Origin of the sequence: Flavobacterium rhamnosi, assembly GCF_048286515.1 — a bacterium.
Classification (GTDB): domain Bacteria; phylum Bacteroidota; class Bacteroidia; order Flavobacteriales; family Flavobacteriaceae; genus Flavobacterium.
Window position 1 is genome coordinate 13,872 of record NZ_JBLVPS010000014.1, and the last position, 17,042, is coordinate 30,913.

Here is a 17,042-nt window from a genome sequence, read left to right on the forward strand (position 1 = left end):
TGTTGGATTTAATTCGTTAATTATCAACATACTAAGAATATGAAAATAATAAAACATTCAGGGGACATTGTAGAATTTAATCCTGAAAAATTAAAAACATCACTACTAAAATCGGGTGCCAGTACTATTGCTGTAGATGCTATTCTACACGCTATAAGAAAGCAAATGTATGAAGGCATTCCTACGAAGCAAATTTATAAAATGGCTTTTTCTTTATTGAAAAAAACGGCTAATTCTAATGCAGCGCGTTATAATTTAAGAGAAGCAATCCGCTTGTTAGGTCCGGCTGGCTTTTTCTTCGAAAAATATATTGGACGCCTTTTTGCATCAGAACATTATGAAACCAAAGTAAATATAACATTGCAGGGGAAATGTGTGTTACATGAAATTGATGTTTTGGTCAAGAAGAATGAGCATGTTTCGATGATTGAATGCAAGTATCATGCGGGTAGGGAGGCTGCTTCTGACGTAAAAGTGCCAATGTATATTTTGTCACGATTCAATGATTTGAAGGAAAGGCAGCACGCTATTTTTGAAAAAAAAGATTCTATTTCAAAGTGTTGGATAGTTACAAATAATAGGTTTACAAGCGATGCTATTGATTTTGCGAAATGTTCAGGATTAAATTTACTAAGTTGGAATTATCCGGAGGATAATAATTTAAAAACAAAAAATGATACACATTATCTATATCCTATAACATGTTTGACCACTTTGTCTATCGCTGAAAAAGATAAGTTGTTGATATTAGATGTGATTTTGGTAAAAGAAATAATAAACCGTTCCGATTGTTTAGAAAAAATTGGATTGAGTTCAAATCGAATAAAAAATGTGTTAAAAGAAGCCTCTGAACTGTGTAGGTTTATTTAAAAATCGTGGATTCTGGATTGTTAATTTTTAAATTTAAATCAAATGAAAGTTAAATTTATTGGCGGAGCAGGCACTGTCACAGGATCTAAGACATTAATTGAAAGTAATGGCGTTCGAATTTTGATAGATTGTGGTCAATTTCAAGGAGTTAAACCTCTTCGTGAACTTAATTGGGAGCCATTACCTGTCTTGCCTTCAACGATAGATTTTGTTTTATTGACGCATGGGCATTTAGATCATTGTGGCTGGTTGCCTAGATTGCTCAATCAGGGTTTTAAAGGAAAAATTTATTGTACAAGTCCCACTGCTGCTGTTGCCAAGTTAATTCTTCTGGATAGCGCTAAAATTCAGGAAGAAGAGGCAAGAATTGCTAATGAAGGTAAATTTTCGAAACACGAAGTGGCTGAGCCACTATATACAGTGGAACAGGCTCGAAAAGTTTTTCCTTATTTTAGAGTTATTAAAACCAATGAATTGATTCCTTTGGATGCCGAAATTGCAGCAGTTTATACTAATGCCGGACATATCATAGGTGCTTGTACGATTGAACTGCAATTAGAAAATAAGACTTTGGTTTTTTCAGGAGATATTGGACGTGATAATGATGTCCTGATGTATCCGCCAACTAAACCTGAAAAAGGCGATTATATATTTCTCGAAAGTACTTATGGCGATCGTCTTCATCCTACTACCGATACTAAATTAGAACTGGAAATGTATATTAACAATACAGTTGAAAAAGGCGGGACAGTCATTATTCCCAGTTTCGCAGTAGAGCGTGCACAAACGATTATGTATTTATTATGGCAACTTAAAGGGGAAGGCAGAATTCCCAATATTCCATATATTATTGACACTCCTATGGGGATTAATGCTTTGGAAATTTTTATAAATAATAAACAGTGGCATAAATTATCATTGCGCGATTGTACCGAAATGAGTAAAATGTTCCTGCTGGTTTCTGATTACCAGGAAACAATCGAACATGTTTTTGATGAACAACCCAAAGTGGTAATCGCTGCCAGCGGAATGGTTACTGGAGGAAGAGTTTTGACTTATCTTGAGCATTATATTGGTTTGCCTGAAACCACAGTGATTATCGTCGGCTATCAGGCTGAAGGAACACGTGGAAGGAAATTGTTAGAAGGCGCCACTGAAATTAAAATTCATGGTAAGTACTATGATGTGAAAGCAAATATTCTTGAAATAGAAGGCTTGTCGGCTCACGGAGATCAAAAAGATTTGCTCAATTGGTTATCTGAATTGAAAAATAAACCTACTAGAGTGTTTTTGGTTCATGGTGAAAATCAGCCGCTAGATGTGCTTCGGATAAAGATTCAGGAAAAATATGGGTTTGATTGTAAAGTTCCGTTGATGGGACAAGAATTTGAACTTTAATTTTTAACAGAAAATTTGATTTTACAGATTGATTAAATCACTAATTTTGCAAAATGAAATTCAAAAAGCACATCACTTTTTTTCTAGCCTTTTTTCTGCTGGTTTCCAATGTGGGATTTGCTTTTGACGTGCATTATTGTGGAGACAAAGTAGCCTCAATCCAGCCAGCTTATTGGAAATCTGGTGAAGCTTCGGATTCAGTTGAAAAAGGATGTTGCGAAAAAAAAGTCGGGAAAAAAGACAGTTGTTGCAAGAATAAAATAGTCCATTTTCAAAAAAAGTCCGATAATTTAACTACCAAAGCATTTTCTTTAAATGCTGTTTTTACTTTTTTAATAGCGGAATGGAATCCGGTTGTGTTCTCTCCAAAATCAAATTTCAAAAGGTTAGGAAGCACTTCTTTTTATTGTGATAGTCATGCACCGCCTCTTTTTAAACTTTATAACCAATACCTTTTTTACGCCTGATTTTTAATGTTTTTTTAAAGTCAAACCTCTTTTTTGTGGTTTGAAATATTTTTTTTAACATTAAAATCCTTGCTATGCAAAAAATAATAACGCTTGTTGTAATGATTTTGCTTTCGAATCCTATTTTTTCTCAAGAAAAATTGGAAGAGGTCAAAATTGTCAAAAAGCAAAAAGGAATTCAAAAATCATTTACAGTAACGGGCAATACTACTCTTATAACGAGTAAAGAATTACTTAAAGCCGCTTGTTGTAATTTGGCCGAAAGTTTTGAAACGAATCCGTCTATTGATGTGAGTTTTTCAGATGCTTTGACTGGAACAAAACAAATAAAAATGCTGGGACTGACAAGTCCCTATTTGATGATTACCGAAGAAAATATCCCATCGGTTCGTGGTGCTTCTCAAGCTTACGGATTGTCTTTTACCCCTGGAACATGGGTCGAAAGTATCCAAATCACTAAAGGAGCAGGAAGCGTGGTGAATGGTTACGAAAGTATTTCGGGGCAAATCAATACTGAATTACTGAAACCCATTAATGACATTCCGTTTTTTCTGAATGCTTATGGTTCAACAGATTCTCGTTTTGAATTAAATACTCATTTCAATAAAAAAATATCGGATAAATGGAGCAGTAGCCTGTTTCTTCATGGTAATACAAGAGTTGCTAAGAACGATATGAATAACGATGGTTTTTTAGATAATCCATTGGCAAAACAAATTAATATTCTTAATAGATATCAATATTACGATGCCGAAAGAGGCTGGGTGAGTTTTGTTAATTTCAGATATATGAATGATAAAAAACAAACAGGTGAATTAGATTTTGACCCCGATAGCGATAAAGGAACTACAAATTATTGGGGTTCTGAAATCAATACGGAGCGTTTAGACGTTTCTACAAAAGTTGGCTATGTTTTTCCCGAAATGCCTTATCAAAGTATTGGTTTTCAAAATGCGTTTAATAGTCACAATCAGCAATCATATTTTGGTTTAAACCAATATAATATCAAACAAAGCAGTTATTATTCTAACTTAATTTTCAATTCGATTATTAATAACACTATGAATAAATTTGCTGCTGGTTTGAATTTCTCATATGATAAATACCAAGAATTTGTCAATGTAAATGATCATAGCAGAACAGATAATTCTGTTGGTGCCTTTTTTGAATACACCTATGATAATGGAGGGGATTTTAGTGTCATTTTGGGGGGAAGAGTTGATAATCACAACCGATTAGGGACATTCATTACGCCACGATTGCATCTGAGATACAATCCTTGGGAAAAAGGCGTTCTGCGATTTTCAGCAGGAAGAGGAAAGCGCAGTGCAAATATTTTTGCAGAAAACCAGCAGCTTTTTGCGAGTTCAAGAACATTTGATGTTTTGGATAGTGATGGAAAAATCTATGGTTTGAATCCAGAAATTGCATGGAATTATGGTTTAAGTTTTGCACAAAATTTTTTACTCTTTGGCAAAAGTGGTGATATTGGTTTTGATTTCTACAGAACTGATTTTCGCAATCAGGTTGTTGTCGATGTATTGCAAAGTTCGCAACAAGTTTTGTTCTATAATTTGAATGGAAATTCGGTAGCCAATAGTATGCAATTAGAGTTCAATTACGAATTTTTTAAACATTTTAATCTACGTTCAGCCTATAAATTTTATGATGTAAGAACCGATTATATTTCTGGGAATTACGAAAAGCCATTGCAGGCCAAGCATCGTTTTTTTGGAAATTTGGAATACGAAACTCACATAGGCGAGAAAGGGAAACAATGGAAATTTGATTGGACTTTTAATTGGATTGGGAGGCAACGATTGCCCAATACGGCGAACAATCCAATAAATGATAGGTTGCCGGAGTTTTCACCATCTTATTCTTTGATGAATGCTCAGATTACAAGAACTTTTTCTTCTACTTTTGAAATGTATCTTGGAGGCGAAAATATTGGGAATTATAAGCAAGAGAAAGCTATACTTGGTTCTGATACTCCTTTTGGCTCCACTTTTGATACTTCAATTGCATATGCACCTGTTTTCGGACAAATGTATTATGCAGGTTTGCGATTTAAAATAAAATAATCTTAGAGGTAAAAATCAATTATTCTATAATTGATAAATCAAAAAGCGATAATATAAAAAAAATAAAAACATGAAAAATATAATTTTAATACTAGTACTGAGTTTTACAGGATTTGCGACTCAAGCCCAAGACTCAAGTGTCAGCAATCATACAAATCAAAAAAAGAGTAAGAATGCGCGGTATACGACTGAAGTAAATGGCAATTGTGAACAATGTCAGAAGCGGATTCAAAAAGCCGCATTTTCGGTTTCTGGAGTTAAATCAGCAAACTGGAGTATTGAGACACATCAATTGAGTTTGATTTTAAATGAAGAAAAAGGTACTCTGTTAGATGTGAAAAAAGCAGTTGCGAAAATTGGACACGATACAGATGTGGTCAAAGCCACAAAAGATGATTATGACAGCCTTCATAGTTGTTGTAAGTATGAACGATTATAATTTAAAAAGCCCAAAATGAAATTTTGGGCTTTACAATATTTTATATTTTATTTTTCTTAGCAAAAGAAAAATCTTCATTTATAACAAATGAAATGCCAAATAAATAAAAGATTTTATTGAAAAAAAAATAGTGCTGTGTGAAACTATTTCCAATCAGGATTATTATGTTTTTAAAGCGTTAATTAAACTTTAAAATACAGCAATAAATTGTGGTTAAGGTAATTTATCCTTACTTTCACGCACGAATATATTAAATTACAAATTGATTTTATGAATAATTTCGAATGGACACAATTACTCGATCCAGAGTTTTATATTACCTTAAAAATAGCAGGAGTTCAAATAGGTTTGTACATAGTTTTATTTATCATTTTTGCTGAAACTGGGCTTTTTGCTGGTTTTTTCCTTCCTGGTGACAGTTTGCTTTTCCTTGCAGGGATTTACAGTAAAGATTTGGTTCAAAATATGGTGTCTATAGAGAGTGAATTTATAAATGTTACTTTATTGTCTCTAATGGTGGCTGCTGCCGGAATTGTAGGGAATATGGTAGGATATTGGTTTGGCGCCAAAAGTGGATATTATTTATTTAAAAAAGAAGATACTTTTTGGTTCAAGAAAAAATACTTGTTGCAATCAAAAGATTTCTTTGAAAAGTATGGTGGAAAAGCCATAATATTTGCTCGTTTTTTACCGATTTTTAGAACTTTTGCGCCAATTGTAGCTGGAATTGTATCAATGGATAAACGCAAGTTTATGTTCTTCAATGTTTTAAGTTCTTTTTTGTGGGCTTTTATTTTAATTTTTTCCGGACATTATTTATATGGCGTCTTTTTGGAAAATTTTGGAATTGATTTGAAAGAGCATATTGAATATATTATAATAATAATTGTTCTTATTACTACGGTTCCTGTTCTATTCAAGCTTTTGAAAAAAAGGGTACATATAAAATAAAAATTAATTTTAGTTGTTTGTCTTGAAAAAGTGGACAATGCAAGAAAATAAAAAACTCCGTTTCAGAAGTGAAACGGAGTTTTTAGTATTATATAAATGGATAATGAATTACATCATCCCTGGCATTCCTCCGCCCATTGGGCTTGCTCCGCTATCTTCTTTAATGTCAATCAAAGCACATTCAGTAGTTAATATCATACCAGCTACTGAAGCAGCATTTTCTAATGCCACACGTGTTACTTTCTTTGGGTCGATAATACCTGCTTTAAGCATATCAACATATTCGTCAGTTTTTGCGTTGTATCCAAAATCACCTTTTCCTTCAGCAACTTTTGCAACAACAACTGAACCTTCCAGTCCTGCATTTTCAACAATAGTTCTCAATGGAGATTCCACTGCGCGAGATACAATTTGAATTCCGGTTGCTTCATCAGCATTATCAGCTTTAATAGTGCTTAAAGCATTTTTAGCTCTCAAAAGTGCAACACCACCACCAGCAACGATTCCTTCTTCTACAGCAGCACGAGTTGCATGAAGAGCATCATCGACTCTGTCTTTTTTCTCTTTCATTTCAACTTCAGAAGCAGCACCAACATAAAGAACAGCAACACCACCAGCTAATTTAGCCAAACGTTCTTGTAACTTTTCTTTATCATAATCAGAAGTTGTAGCTTCCATTTGACCTTTGATTTGGTTTACACGATTTTTAATCATATCAGCTTCACCAGCACCACTTACAATTGTTGTGTTGTCTTTATCGATAGTCACTTTTTTAGCAGTTCCTAACATTTCGATAGTTGTGTTTTCTAAAGTGTAACCTCTTTCTTCTGAAATTACTGTTCCGCCAGTTAAGATAGCAATATCTTCAAGCATTGCTTTTCTTCTGTCACCAAAACCAGGTGCTTTTACAGCAGCAATTTTCAAGGCTCCACGCAATTTATTTACAACCAATGTAGATAATGCCTCGCCATCAACATCTTCAGCAATAATTAATAATGGTTTCCCAGATTGAGCAACAGGCTCAAGAACTGGTAACAATTCTTTTAAAGAAGAAACTTTTTTATCGTATAAAAGGATGTAAGGATTTTCCAATTCTACTTCCATTTTTTCTGAATTTGTAACAAAATAAGGAGAAAGGTATCCTCTGTCAAATTGCATTCCTTCTACAACGTCAACGTAAGTGTCCGTTCCTTTGGCTTCTTCCACAGTGATAACACCCTCTTTTCCTACTTTTGCGAAAGCAGTGGCGATTAACTCACCAATTACTTCATCATTATTAGCAGAAATTGAAGCAATTTGCTTGATTTTTTCAGAATCACTTCCAACAACTTTAGCTTGTTTTGCCAAGTCAGCAACAATAGCTTCAACTGCTTTATCAATACCACGTTTCAAATCCATAGGATTCGCTCCTGCAGCAACGTTTTTCAATCCTTCTTTTACGATAGCTTGTGCTAAAACTGTAGCTGTTGTAGTTCCATCTCCTGCTAAATCATTAGTTTTAGAGGCAACTTCTTTAACCATCTGAGCACCCATATTTTCCAATGGATCTTTTAATTCAATTTCTTTTGCAACGGTAACACCATCTTTAGTAACATTTGGTCCACCAAAAGCTTTTCCAATAATTACGTTACGACCTTTTGGTCCAAGAGTTACTTTTACAGCATTTGCTAATGCATCTACACCACGTTTTAATCCGTCACGTGCTTCTATATCAAATTTTATATCTTTTGCCATTTTAATGTTTGTTTGTTAATTCGTTATTTGTTAATTCGATTATATTATTGCTAAAATATCGTCTTCACGCATGATCAAATAATCCTTTCCTTCTAATTTCAACTCAGTTCCAGCATATTTTCCGTAAAGAACAGAATCACCTATTTTTACAGTCATTGTGTGCTCTTTTGTTCCGTTTCCAACGGCAACTACAGTTCCTTTTTGTGGTTTTTCTTTAGCTGTATCTGGAATGAAAATCCCTGACGCAGTTTTAGTTTCAGCTGCAACTGGTTCGATAAGAACTCTGTCTGAAAGTGGTTTGATGTTTAAAGCCATGATTTTATGTTTTTATGTTATTTTTATGATTGCCTTTAGGATTTCAGAAATTGTGCCATCCTATTTAAACTGACATATTTTCTTATAAAAAATGCCAGCTTTGACAGGCTGGCATTCAGAATATGTGGTGTTAATTTATTCTGCTGGATTTGTTGCAGCAGGTGTATTTTGAACAGGAGCTGCTGGTGTAGCAGTAGTTTCTGTTTGTTCAATAATTTTAGAATCAGTATCACTTAGTGCTCCGGTAAAGCTTAAACTTGAAAGAAGTATAAGTGCAATTAAAATAGTGGCTAATGTCCAAGTGCTTTTGTCTAAAAAATCTGTTGTTTTTTGTACGCCGCCTAACATTTGAGAACCACCTATAGCAGAAGATAATCCACCCCCTTTAGGGTTTTGAACCATTATTACTACGATTAATAGGAAACAAACTATTGTTATTAAAACTAAAAAAATTGAAAATGTGCTCATTGTTTAATTATTGTTTTGTTGTAAAATCTTAATATCCGATATACGGTCTGCAAAGAAACTACTTTTTTCTGGATATTTCAAAATTAATATTTCATATGCTTGAATCGCTTTTTGATATTTTTTTTGTTCCAAATAGACTCTAGCCAAAGTCTCTGTCATCAAATAGGAATTGTCATCTTTATTAAGATCAAAAGTTACTGTTGATGCTACACCATGTTTTACAGGAGAAATCTTAGGGCTGGTTTCTATAAATTTGTCAATTATTGCTGCTTTTTTCTTTTTGTCTTCATCTATTGGCAGTGCTTTAGAAATAGTCAAACTTTCTGTTGCTCTAACAATAGGCTGCGCTCGGGATAATTGAAGCCACTCCTGGAAGGAATGTTTTTCACTTATAGAGAAGTCCAAAGGTGTCCCAATCGCTAATTTTTCTGCTGCGTTTTTTGAATTCTCATCATCTTCAAAAGGTAAAGCTTCTCTTATGGAAGTAAGAATCGATTGTTCCAGAGTATTTACCTTTAGTTCCGATTTTACTTCGTGTAAAATTATTTCACTATCCACAACAGTAATCTCAAGAAGCTCTAATGTTTTTTTATCGTATAAATCTTTTTGAATCGCAGTAAAAGTATCGGAAGTGATAAAATCAAATAATACCGTTCTGTCGGTTGTGTGTGCGGCAGTAGCTTTTAAAGCAAAATTGTACTTAAAACTATTTTGATTGTAAAGGCCTTTTAAACGTAAAGCTCTGGCACTTTGGAAATAAGGAAATTCATCCAATACATTTCCCAAAGCTTCCGTTTGCTTCTCATTGATAGCATCAGGTCTGTTTAATAAATAGGTATAGTCGGTTACGTTCATTTTTCAGATTCCAGATTTCAGCCCCATCGCTTGGGACCAGATTTCAAAAAATAATTAATTCATAAAGGTATTAAAAAGGAATGTAATTTATAAAACAGGATTCCAGGTTAATATTGCCATTGGGCTTTTACCATTTTGCAAGAGATTCATTAAAGATATCTTGGGTTATTCTTTCGAAAATTTCTTTCAATGCGCTATTCAGAGTTGAACCTACAAGTTGTTGATCGGCCGGATAATCATAATAAAACTCGAATGTTTTTTCAAAGTCATCTGTTTCTTTATTTTTATTTGTAAACCGAACATTCACTCTTATTTTTAATCTGTTTTGAGAGGCTTGTTGATCAGCAGTTGCTGTCATTGGACTTATTCTGTAATCTACAATCTCACCTTCGTAAGTTAAATCTGCACCGCTTTTTACCAGATTTAAGTTGGTTTGATTCTGAATAATATCTTGTAATGCAAGGGTAAATGTTCTGTCAATTCCAGGTTCAATCAACTCCGCATTATTTTGAAAAAAATTCACCTGAAAGGTTTTTGCATCAATTTTTCCTGTTCCTGTAAAGTTGTAAACTGAGCAACTATTGAAGGTTACTGCGATTAACAAAATATAAATATACTTTATGTTTTTCATTTTAAATTTCAAGGATGTTTGTTTTTAATTTACAATTCGTTTTTTTACAAATCAAATTGCTTAATTTTTCGGTATAAAGTTCTTTCGGAAATTCCTAATTCATCTGCAGCAGCTTTTCGCTTTCCTTTATTTTTTTCCAATGATTTTTTAATCATTTCAATTTCTTTCTGCTCTAATCTCAAAATTTCTTCTTCCTCTTCAATTGTCTCTGCAAAGAGATAACTATCGTCATGCTCCTGATAGCGCTCCTCTTTATTTTGAGTAGTAATCAAAGCTGTTCGTGGTTCTTCTTCAAAATCTATTTCGCTGTCATTTTCTTGTGAACCATATATTTTTTTGATCAAGTTTTGATTCGTTTCTTGCACTTTAGAACTTCCACTTTGCATCAATTCTAAAGTGAGTTTCTTCAAATCATGTAAGTCGCTTTTCATATCAAAAAGCACTTTGTACAAAATTTCTCTTTCGGTATTAAAATCGCTATCACCTTTCTTATCTTTAATTACTGATGGTAAATTGGTGCCTTCAGCAGGTAAATAGGATTGTAAAGTGGCAGCCGAAATTTCGCGATTCGTTTCTAAAACCGAAATTTGTTCGGCTACGTTTCTCAACTGACGGATATTACCACTCCAGCGAAATTTTTGCAAAACAATAACAGCACCTTCTTCTAATTTCAAAGGAGGCATTTTATATTTATGCGCAAAATCGGAAGCAAATTTTCTAAATAGTAAATGAATGTCTTCTTTTCGTTCTCGTAATGGGGGCAAATTAATATCTACCGTACTCAAACGATAATATAAATCTTCGCGGAATTTCCCCTTTTCGATGGCATTAAACAGATTGACATTAGTAGCGGCAACGATTCTTACATCCGTTTTTTGCACTTGTGAAGAACCTACTTTTATGAATTCGCCATTTTCTAAAACACGAAGCAATCGCACCTGAGTAGTCAAAGGCAATTCGCCAACTTCGTCAAGGAAAATTGTTCCGCCGTCAGCTACTTCAAAATACCCTTCACGAGTGTTTGTTGCACCGGTAAAAGCCCCTTTTTCATGGCCGAAAAGCTCACTGTCAATTGTTCCTTCGGGAATTGCACCACAGTTTACAGCAATATATTTTCCGTGTTTTCTATGGGAGAGCGAATGAATTATCCTTGGAATATTCTCTTTTCCCACACCACTTTCTCCAGCTACCAATACCGAAATATCAGTAGGAGCAACCTGAATGGCTTTTTCTATCGCACGATTAAGTTTCGGGTCATTCCCGATGATCTCAAAGCGTTGTTTTATTGCTTGAACTGATTCCATGTTCTATCTTTTGTTTCAAGTTTTCCTCGTTTAAGATTTCAAGTAATTAAAGTAACTTTAACCTTAAGTTTTAAACTTTTTCTAATTCATTTCACTTAACCCAACTGCTTCCCCTTTTAAAGTTCCGCTGGTACAACTCAAAATTCTCACATTCACAAACTCACCAATCCTGTAATTCTCTTTTGGGAAAACTACAGTAATACTTTGTGAATTTCTTCCAGAAAACTCTTCAGTTGATTTTTTTGAAACTTTTTCAACCAAAACTTCTACAGTTTGACCGATGAATTCCTCACTTCGTAACCAAGCATGTTTTTGTTGTAAGTCAACAATTTCCTGCAACCTTCTCGCTTTCGTTTCTTCGGTTACATCATCTTCCATTTTTCTTCCAGCCAAAGTTCCCGGACGTTCTGAATACGAATACATATAACCAAAGTTATATTTCACGTATTCCATTAAACTCAACGTGTCTTGATGGTCTTCTTCAGTTTCTGTTGGAAAACCGGTAATCATATCCTGCGAAATGGAACCGTTCGGAATAATAGTTCTGATTTTGTCAATCAAAGCCATGTATTCTTCACGGGTATGCAAACGATTCATTTCTTTTAAGATTCTATTGCTTCCGGATTGAACCGGTAAGTGTATGTGTTTACAGATGTTGGGATGTTTTGCGATGACGTGCAACACGCTTTCATGCATATCCTGTGGATTAGAAGTAGAAAAACGAATGCGCATTTTAGGAAAACCAACCGCAACTATTTCTAATAATTGGTCAAAATCAACTGCCGTTGCTTTCTGCATTTCGGTAGCGTTCTCAAAATCCTTCTTTAATCCGCCGCCGTACCACAAATAGCTATCCACATTCTGACCTAAAAGTGTAATTTCCTTAAAGCCTTTGTCCCACAAATCCTGAATTTCCTTCATGATGCTTTGTGGTTCTCTACTGCGTTCTCGTCCACGGGTGAAAGGCACCACGCAAAACGTACACATATTATCGCAACCGCGAGTGATAGAAACCAAAGCAGTAATTCCGTTGCTCATTAGTCGAACAGGGGAAATATCACCATACGTCTCATCTTTCGATAAGATCACATTAATCGCATCACGCCCTTCTTCAACTTCTTGCAAAAGGTTGGGCAAATCTTTATAGGCATCAGGACCTACAACAAGGTCTACGATTTTTTCTTCTTCAAGGAACTGACTTTTCAAACGTTCAGCCATACAGCCTAAAACGCCCACTTTCATCTTTGGATTAATGCGTTTCACAGCATTGTATTTCTCCAATCGTTTGCGAATCGTTTGTTCGGCTTTATCCCGAATGGAACAGGTATTCACTAAAACCAAATCGGCCTCTTCAAGAACTTGCGTTGTATTATATCCATTTCCAGACAGAATAGAAGCTACTATTTCGCTGTCCGAAAAATTCATCGCGCAGCCATAGCTTTCTATAAATAATTTTTTTGTATTCTCGGGTTTATGTTCTAAAACAAGACTTTCACCTTGTTTGCTTTCTTCAATAATCTTTTCCATCATGTAATTTCAAAGCACAAAGATAACGCAATTCAAATAAATATGACAAGATGTCAGACGAAGAATTAACAATGTTTTTGGATTTATAGCCTAAATAAAAAACTTTCGTGCTTTTTAGAACAAGAGCAAATATAAGGCCGACGCTAAACAGGATCCTATTATAGGCCCAATAATGGGAATCCAGGCATAACTCCAATCACTGTTTCCTTTAAAGGGTAAGAGCGCATGTATAATTCTGGGACCCAAATCTCTCGCAGGATTTATTGCGTAGCCAGTTGTACCACCTAGAGAAAGACCAATTGACCATACTAAAATGGCTACTGGTAATGCACCTACTGAGCCAAGGCCAATTTTGGCGGTGCTATCGGAATGTAGGATTATTTCAGGACCTGAAATATAGAAAATCGTGAAGATCAAGACGAAAGTTGCTATAATTTCGCTGATTAGATTCGAAAAGGTATTTCTAATAGCAGGTCCAGTAGAAAAACAAGCTAGTTTTTTACCATCGTCTTCCGTTAGTGCAAAATGATCTTTATGAGAAAGCCAAACTAAAAAAGCACCTAACATGGCGCCAATCATTTGCGCAATAATATAAATTGAAACCTGATTCCATTCGAACTTCCCGGTAAGAGCTAATGCAAGTGTTACGGCTGGATTTAAATGGGCACCACTTACTGGACCAGCAACAGTAACACCAATAAAAACTGCAAACGCCCAGCCAGCAGTAATTACGATCCATCCCGAGTTATTTCCCTTAGTTTCTTTGAGTACTACGTTAGCGACAACACCGTTGCCTAATAAAATAATTAACATTGTACCAATGATTTCTGCTATAAATGGAGTCATAGATGCATAGTTTTAGAGATTATTCTTCAATCCAGTTAATAGCCCGGCCAACGGCTCTGTCCCAGTTTTTTACTAATTTTTCTACTTCAGTTTTAGGCATTTCAGGCAAAAATATGCGATCTACTGACCATTGCTGTTGCAAGTCATCTACACTTTTCCAATATCCTATAGCTAATCCGGCTAAGTAGGCTGCTCCTAAAGCTGTTGTTTCTAATGTTTTTGGTCTGATTACTTTAAAGTCAAACAAGTCGGATTGAAATTGCATCAATAAATTATTTGCGACTGCACCGCCATCAACTCTTAATTCTTTTCCTTTTGTTCCAAAATCAGCTTCCATAGCTTTTACTAAATCATATACCTGATAGGCGATTCCTTCTAAAGTAGCACGTGCAATATGTGCATTTGTTGTTCCTCGGGTAATACCTACAATCGCACCTCTTGCATATTGATCCCAATATGGTGCTCCTAAGCCCGTTAGAGCAGGAACAAAATAAATGCCTCCATTGTCAGGTACGCTAGCTGCTAAAGTTTCTATTTCTTCTGCAGAATCTATCATTTTTGCTCCGTCTCGAAGCCATTGTACTGCTGCGCCGCCTACAAAAACACTGCCTTCAAGAGCATAGGTTGTTTTTCCTTTTATTTTCCAGGCAACAGTTGTTAATAAATTATGAGTAGAATAAATGGGTTTTTCTCCTGTATTCATCAACATGAAACATCCGGTGCCATAGGTGTTTTTTACCATTCCGGGTTCCGTGCACAGTTGCCCAAAAAGGGCTGCTTGTTGGTCTCCCGCGACACCTGATATTGGTATTTTTACGTCAAATAGTGTTGTGCAGGTTTCTCCATATATTTCACTGCTTTCTTTTATTTTAGGTAATATTGCTCTTGGGATATTGAATAATTCCAATAATTCATTATCCCATTCTAAAGTATGAATGTTTAGTAATAAGGTTCTACTCGCATTTGAAACATCTGTCAGGAACATTGCGCCTCTTGTAAGTTTCCATATAAGCCAAGTGTCTACAGTTCCAAAACAAAGTTTTCCTTGTTCTGCTTTTTCACGAGCTCCTGCTACATTGTCTAGAATCCATTTTACTTTAGTTCCGGAAAAATAAGCATCTAAAACTAGTCCAGTCTTTTTTTGGATCATTTCCGCATGACCTTGTGCTTTTAATTCATCACAATATTTTGCGGTTCTGCGATCTTGCCAAACAATTGCATTATATATTGGCTCACCAGTTTCTTTATCCCATACTATTGTTGTTTCTCGTTGATTGGTGATGCCAATTGCCGCAATTTCTTTAGCAGAGATTCCTGCTTTAGCGATTACTTCTATAGCAACACTAATTTGCGAAGACCATATTTCATTTGGACTATGTTCTACCCATCCCGGTTTAGGGAATATTTGTTCGAATGGTTGTTGAGATATGCTAACTATTTCTCCGCCATGGTTAAATATGATAGCTCTCGAAGAAGTTGTTCCTTGATCCAGCGCTAAAATTAATTTGTCTTGCATGGTTACTATTTATAGATTTTTGATTAGTTTTTATAGTTCCTTCAAAAGAAATCCTGTCGCAATACTTTTGAATTCTGCTATCTGGTTTTGAATCCAAATCTCGTCATGATCTAGTTCTTTTGCTAATAATTGTGCTACTTTTTCGCATGAAGCAATGGCAGCACGGGCATCTAAGAATAACAAACGTACCCTTCTGGCCAAAACATCGTCTACTGTGCGTGCCATTTCATGACGGACAGCCCATGCTACTTCTGCCATAGTGTAGTTGTAGTCTGGGTGCAGTTTTTCTTTCAGTTCAGGTTCGGCGTTTAGTAATTTAATGATTTCCGCAGCATCAGTTCCATAAATGTATAAATGATTTTCTCGGTCTGCAGTACTTGTTTTTTTATTTCCATGAATTGCAATCTGCTTTGTTTTACAAGCTTTTCTTTCCAGATGGCGTACTATGATTGCCTGGTCTATAATATCTTCAGCTATTTTTCTGTACGTGGTCCATTTTCCTCCGGTTACTGTAATTAATCCAGTTGTGGAAACAATTATTTTATGACTTCTGGAAACCTCTTTCGTGCTTTTTCCTTCTTTTTCGGGTGCGGCCAATGGTCTTAAGCCTGCAAAAACAGATAGAACATCTGCTCGGGTCGGTTTTTTTGCCAAGAAGCGTTGGGCAGTTTCTAAAATAAATTCTATTTCAGATTCTAATGCAATGGGTTCTAAACTATGTTTTTTGATTAAGGTGTCGGTTGTTCCAACTACTATTTTGTCGTGCCAAGGAATTGCAAATAAAACTCTTCCATCGCTTGTCTTTGGAATCATCAGGGCATGGTCACCTGGCAAGAAGGATTTGTCAAAGACAAGGTGAATTCCTTGGCTTGAAACTATATATTTTTTATATACCGTGTCATTTAGTTTCATTATTGCATTAGTAAAAACTCCTGTTGCGTTAATGATAGCTTTTCCTTTTATTTCATACCGTTCTCCTGATTCCTGGTCTTCTGTCAGTACGCCAATAATTTGGTCTGAGTCATTTTTTAATAGATTAATTACCTTAGAATAGTTCAATAAGCATGCGCCATTTTCTACTGCCGTTTGCGCTATGTTTATTGCTAAACGGGAATCGTCAAATTGACCATCTTGATATATAACACCACTTACGAGGCCTTTTGTTTCAACAGTAGGGAGTAATTCAATAGTTTTTCTTTTTGTAATATATTTTGATCTTCCTAAGCTCAGTTTTCCAGCTAACAAATCGTATATAGTTAATCCTATAGTGTAGAAATAGGCTCCCCACCAATTGTAATTTGGGATAACAAAAGATTGGTTTTTTACTAAATGAGCTGCGTTTTGGGCCATTAGCCCTCGCTCTTTTAGGGCTTCTCTGACTAAAGAAATGTCACCCTGCTCCAAATAACGTACACCTCCGTGAACTAATTTTGTGCTGCGACTAGAGGTTCCTTTTGCAAAATCTACAGACTCGAGCAGTATCGTTTTGTATCCCCTACTTGCAGCGTCTAGTGCTGTGCCAAGTCCGCTAGCCCCTCCGCCAATCACAATTATATCCCATTCCTGTGTTTGTTTTAGTTTTGATAATTGTTCTGTCCGTTTCATTATGTTTCTAATTTGGAGCTATTTGTATTTAA

At 35.3% G+C, this 17,042-nt stretch carries 16 protein-coding genes; 6 read left to right on the plus strand and 10 right to left on the minus strand.

The annotated features are described in order from the left end of the window. The first annotated feature begins 39 nt into the window (after nt 1–39). The 6 genes from ACNQGN_RS12150 (at nt 40) to ACNQGN_RS12175 (ending at nt 6,209) form a co-directional block, all read left to right on the plus strand. A complete protein-coding gene (locus ACNQGN_RS12150; protein WP_417988101.1) occupies nt 40–870 on the plus strand; it encodes an ATP cone domain-containing protein in 831 nt (276 codons plus the stop codon). 42 nt (nt 871–912) lie between these two features. After that, complete coding sequence (locus ACNQGN_RS12155; protein WP_417988102.1) at nt 913–2,268, plus strand: MBL fold metallo-hydrolase RNA specificity domain-containing protein; 1,356 nt, start codon at nt 913–915, stop codon at nt 2,266–2,268. 53 nt (nt 2,269–2,321) lie between these two features. After that, the gene (locus ACNQGN_RS12160) at nt 2,322–2,735 is read left to right on the plus strand and encodes an HYC_CC_PP family protein (RefSeq protein ID WP_417988103.1); all 414 of its coding nucleotides are present in this window, start codon (nt 2,322–2,324) and stop codon (nt 2,733–2,735) included. 74 nt (nt 2,736–2,809) lie between these two features. After that, a complete protein-coding gene (locus tag ACNQGN_RS12165) occupies nt 2,810–4,819 on the plus strand; it encodes a TonB-dependent receptor plug domain-containing protein (protein ID WP_417988104.1) in 2,010 nt (669 codons plus the stop codon). Nucleotides 4,820–4,889: 70 nt separating this feature from the next. Continuing rightward, complete coding sequence (locus ACNQGN_RS12170; protein WP_417988105.1) at nt 4,890–5,258, plus strand: heavy-metal-associated domain-containing protein; 369 nt, start codon at nt 4,890–4,892, stop codon at nt 5,256–5,258. 270 nt (nt 5,259–5,528) lie between these two features. Further along, nucleotides 5,529–6,209 (plus strand): DedA family protein, encoded by a 681-nt coding sequence (locus ACNQGN_RS12175; RefSeq protein WP_416853780.1) that lies wholly within the window; start codon nt 5,529–5,531, stop codon nt 6,207–6,209. 108 nt (nt 6,210–6,317) lie between these two features. On the opposite strand, the gene groL is transcribed toward ACNQGN_RS12175, so the two are convergent. The 10 genes from groL to ACNQGN_RS12225 all read right to left on the minus strand — a co-directional run bounded on the left by groL (nt 6,318) and on the right by ACNQGN_RS12225 (nt 17,010). Continuing rightward, the gene (gene groL / locus ACNQGN_RS12180) at nt 6,318–7,943 is read right to left on the minus strand and encodes a chaperonin GroEL (protein ID WP_417988106.1); all 1,626 of its coding nucleotides are present in this window, start codon (nt 7,941–7,943) and stop codon (nt 6,318–6,320) included. 39 nt (nt 7,944–7,982) lie between these two features. After that, a complete protein-coding gene (locus ACNQGN_RS12185) occupies nt 7,983–8,258 on the minus strand; it encodes a co-chaperone GroES (RefSeq protein WP_007137725.1) in 276 nt (91 codons plus the stop codon). 135 nt (nt 8,259–8,393) lie between these two features. Continuing rightward, nucleotides 8,394–8,726 (minus strand): preprotein translocase subunit SecG, encoded by a 333-nt coding sequence (gene secG, locus ACNQGN_RS12190; RefSeq protein WP_417988107.1) that lies wholly within the window; start codon nt 8,724–8,726, stop codon nt 8,394–8,396. Nucleotides 8,727–8,729: 3 nt separating this feature from the next. Beyond that, nucleotides 8,730–9,581: a tetratricopeptide repeat protein gene (locus ACNQGN_RS12195; RefSeq protein ID WP_417988108.1), complete on the minus strand. Its 852-nt coding sequence runs from the start codon at nt 9,579–9,581 to the stop codon at nt 8,730–8,732. Between the two features lie 127 nt (nt 9,582–9,708). Beyond that, nucleotides 9,709–10,212 (minus strand): LptE family protein, encoded by a 504-nt coding sequence (locus ACNQGN_RS12200; protein WP_417988109.1) that lies wholly within the window; start codon nt 10,210–10,212, stop codon nt 9,709–9,711. A gap of 44 nt (nt 10,213–10,256) precedes the next feature. Then, on the minus strand, nt 10,257–11,516 hold the full coding sequence (locus ACNQGN_RS12205) for a sigma-54 interaction domain-containing protein (protein WP_417988110.1): 1,260 nt from the start codon (nt 11,514–11,516) through the stop codon (nt 10,257–10,259). Nucleotides 11,517–11,597: 81 nt separating this feature from the next. After that, nucleotides 11,598–13,043, minus strand: a complete 1,446-nt coding sequence (gene miaB / locus ACNQGN_RS12210) for a tRNA (N6-isopentenyl adenosine(37)-C2)-methylthiotransferase MiaB (RefSeq protein ID WP_417988111.1) — start codon at nt 13,041–13,043, stop codon at nt 11,598–11,600. A gap of 114 nt (nt 13,044–13,157) precedes the next feature. Further along, nucleotides 13,158–13,889, minus strand: a complete 732-nt coding sequence (locus tag ACNQGN_RS12215) for an MIP/aquaporin family protein (protein ID WP_417988112.1) — start codon at nt 13,887–13,889, stop codon at nt 13,158–13,160. Nucleotides 13,890–13,908: 19 nt separating this feature from the next. Continuing rightward, the gene (gene glpK, locus ACNQGN_RS12220; protein ID WP_417988113.1) at nt 13,909–15,405 is read right to left on the minus strand and encodes a glycerol kinase GlpK; all 1,497 of its coding nucleotides are present in this window, start codon (nt 15,403–15,405) and stop codon (nt 13,909–13,911) included. A 30-nt stretch (nt 15,406–15,435) separates the two neighbouring features. After that, nucleotides 15,436–17,010 carry a glycerol-3-phosphate dehydrogenase/oxidase gene (locus ACNQGN_RS12225; protein ID WP_417988114.1) on the minus strand — a complete coding sequence of 525 codons (1,575 nt, stop codon included), beginning with the start codon at nt 17,008–17,010 and terminating at the stop codon, nt 15,436–15,438. Nucleotides 17,011–17,042: the final 32 nt, after the last annotated feature.

Bases quoted from the DNA above. Each gene is read 5' to 3' on its own strand.
- ACNQGN_RS12225 (WP_417988114.1), bottom strand. From the start codon at position 17,010: ATGAAACGGACAGAACAATTATCAAAACTAAAACAAACACAGGAATGG.
- ACNQGN_RS12155 (WP_417988102.1), top strand. From the start codon at position 913: ATGAAAGTTAAATTTATTGGCGGAGCAGGCACTGTCACAGGATCTAAG.
- ACNQGN_RS12195 (WP_417988108.1), bottom strand. From the start codon at position 9,581: ATGAACGTAACCGACTATACCTATTTATTAAACAGACCTGATGCTATC.
- ACNQGN_RS12175 (WP_416853780.1), top strand. From the start codon at position 5,529: ATGAATAATTTCGAATGGACACAATTACTCGATCCAGAGTTTTATATT.
- groL (WP_417988106.1), bottom strand. From the start codon at position 7,943: ATGGCAAAAGATATAAAATTTGATATAGAAGCACGTGACGGATTAAAA.
- ACNQGN_RS12205 (WP_417988110.1), bottom strand. From the start codon at position 11,516: ATGGAATCAGTTCAAGCAATAAAACAACGCTTTGAGATCATCGGGAAT.
- miaB (WP_417988111.1), bottom strand. From the start codon at position 13,043: ATGGAAAAGATTATTGAAGAAAGCAAACAAGGTGAAAGTCTTGTTTTA.
- ACNQGN_RS12185 (WP_007137725.1), bottom strand. From the start codon at position 8,258: ATGGCTTTAAACATCAAACCACTTTCAGACAGAGTTCTTATCGAACCA.
- ACNQGN_RS12170 (WP_417988105.1), top strand. From the start codon at position 4,890: ATGAAAAATATAATTTTAATACTAGTACTGAGTTTTACAGGATTTGCG.
- secG (WP_417988107.1), bottom strand. From the start codon at position 8,726: ATGAGCACATTTTCAATTTTTTTAGTTTTAATAACAATAGTTTGTTTC.
- ACNQGN_RS12200 (WP_417988109.1), bottom strand. From the start codon at position 10,212: ATGAAAAACATAAAGTATATTTATATTTTGTTAATCGCAGTAACCTTC.
- ACNQGN_RS12150 (WP_417988101.1), top strand. From the start codon at position 40: ATGAAAATAATAAAACATTCAGGGGACATTGTAGAATTTAATCCTGAA.
- ACNQGN_RS12215 (WP_417988112.1), bottom strand. From the start codon at position 13,889: ATGACTCCATTTATAGCAGAAATCATTGGTACAATGTTAATTATTTTA.
- ACNQGN_RS12165 (WP_417988104.1), top strand. From the start codon at position 2,810: ATGCAAAAAATAATAACGCTTGTTGTAATGATTTTGCTTTCGAATCCT.
- ACNQGN_RS12160 (WP_417988103.1), top strand. From the start codon at position 2,322: ATGAAATTCAAAAAGCACATCACTTTTTTTCTAGCCTTTTTTCTGCTG.
- glpK (WP_417988113.1), bottom strand. From the start codon at position 15,405: ATGCAAGACAAATTAATTTTAGCGCTGGATCAAGGAACAACTTCTTCG.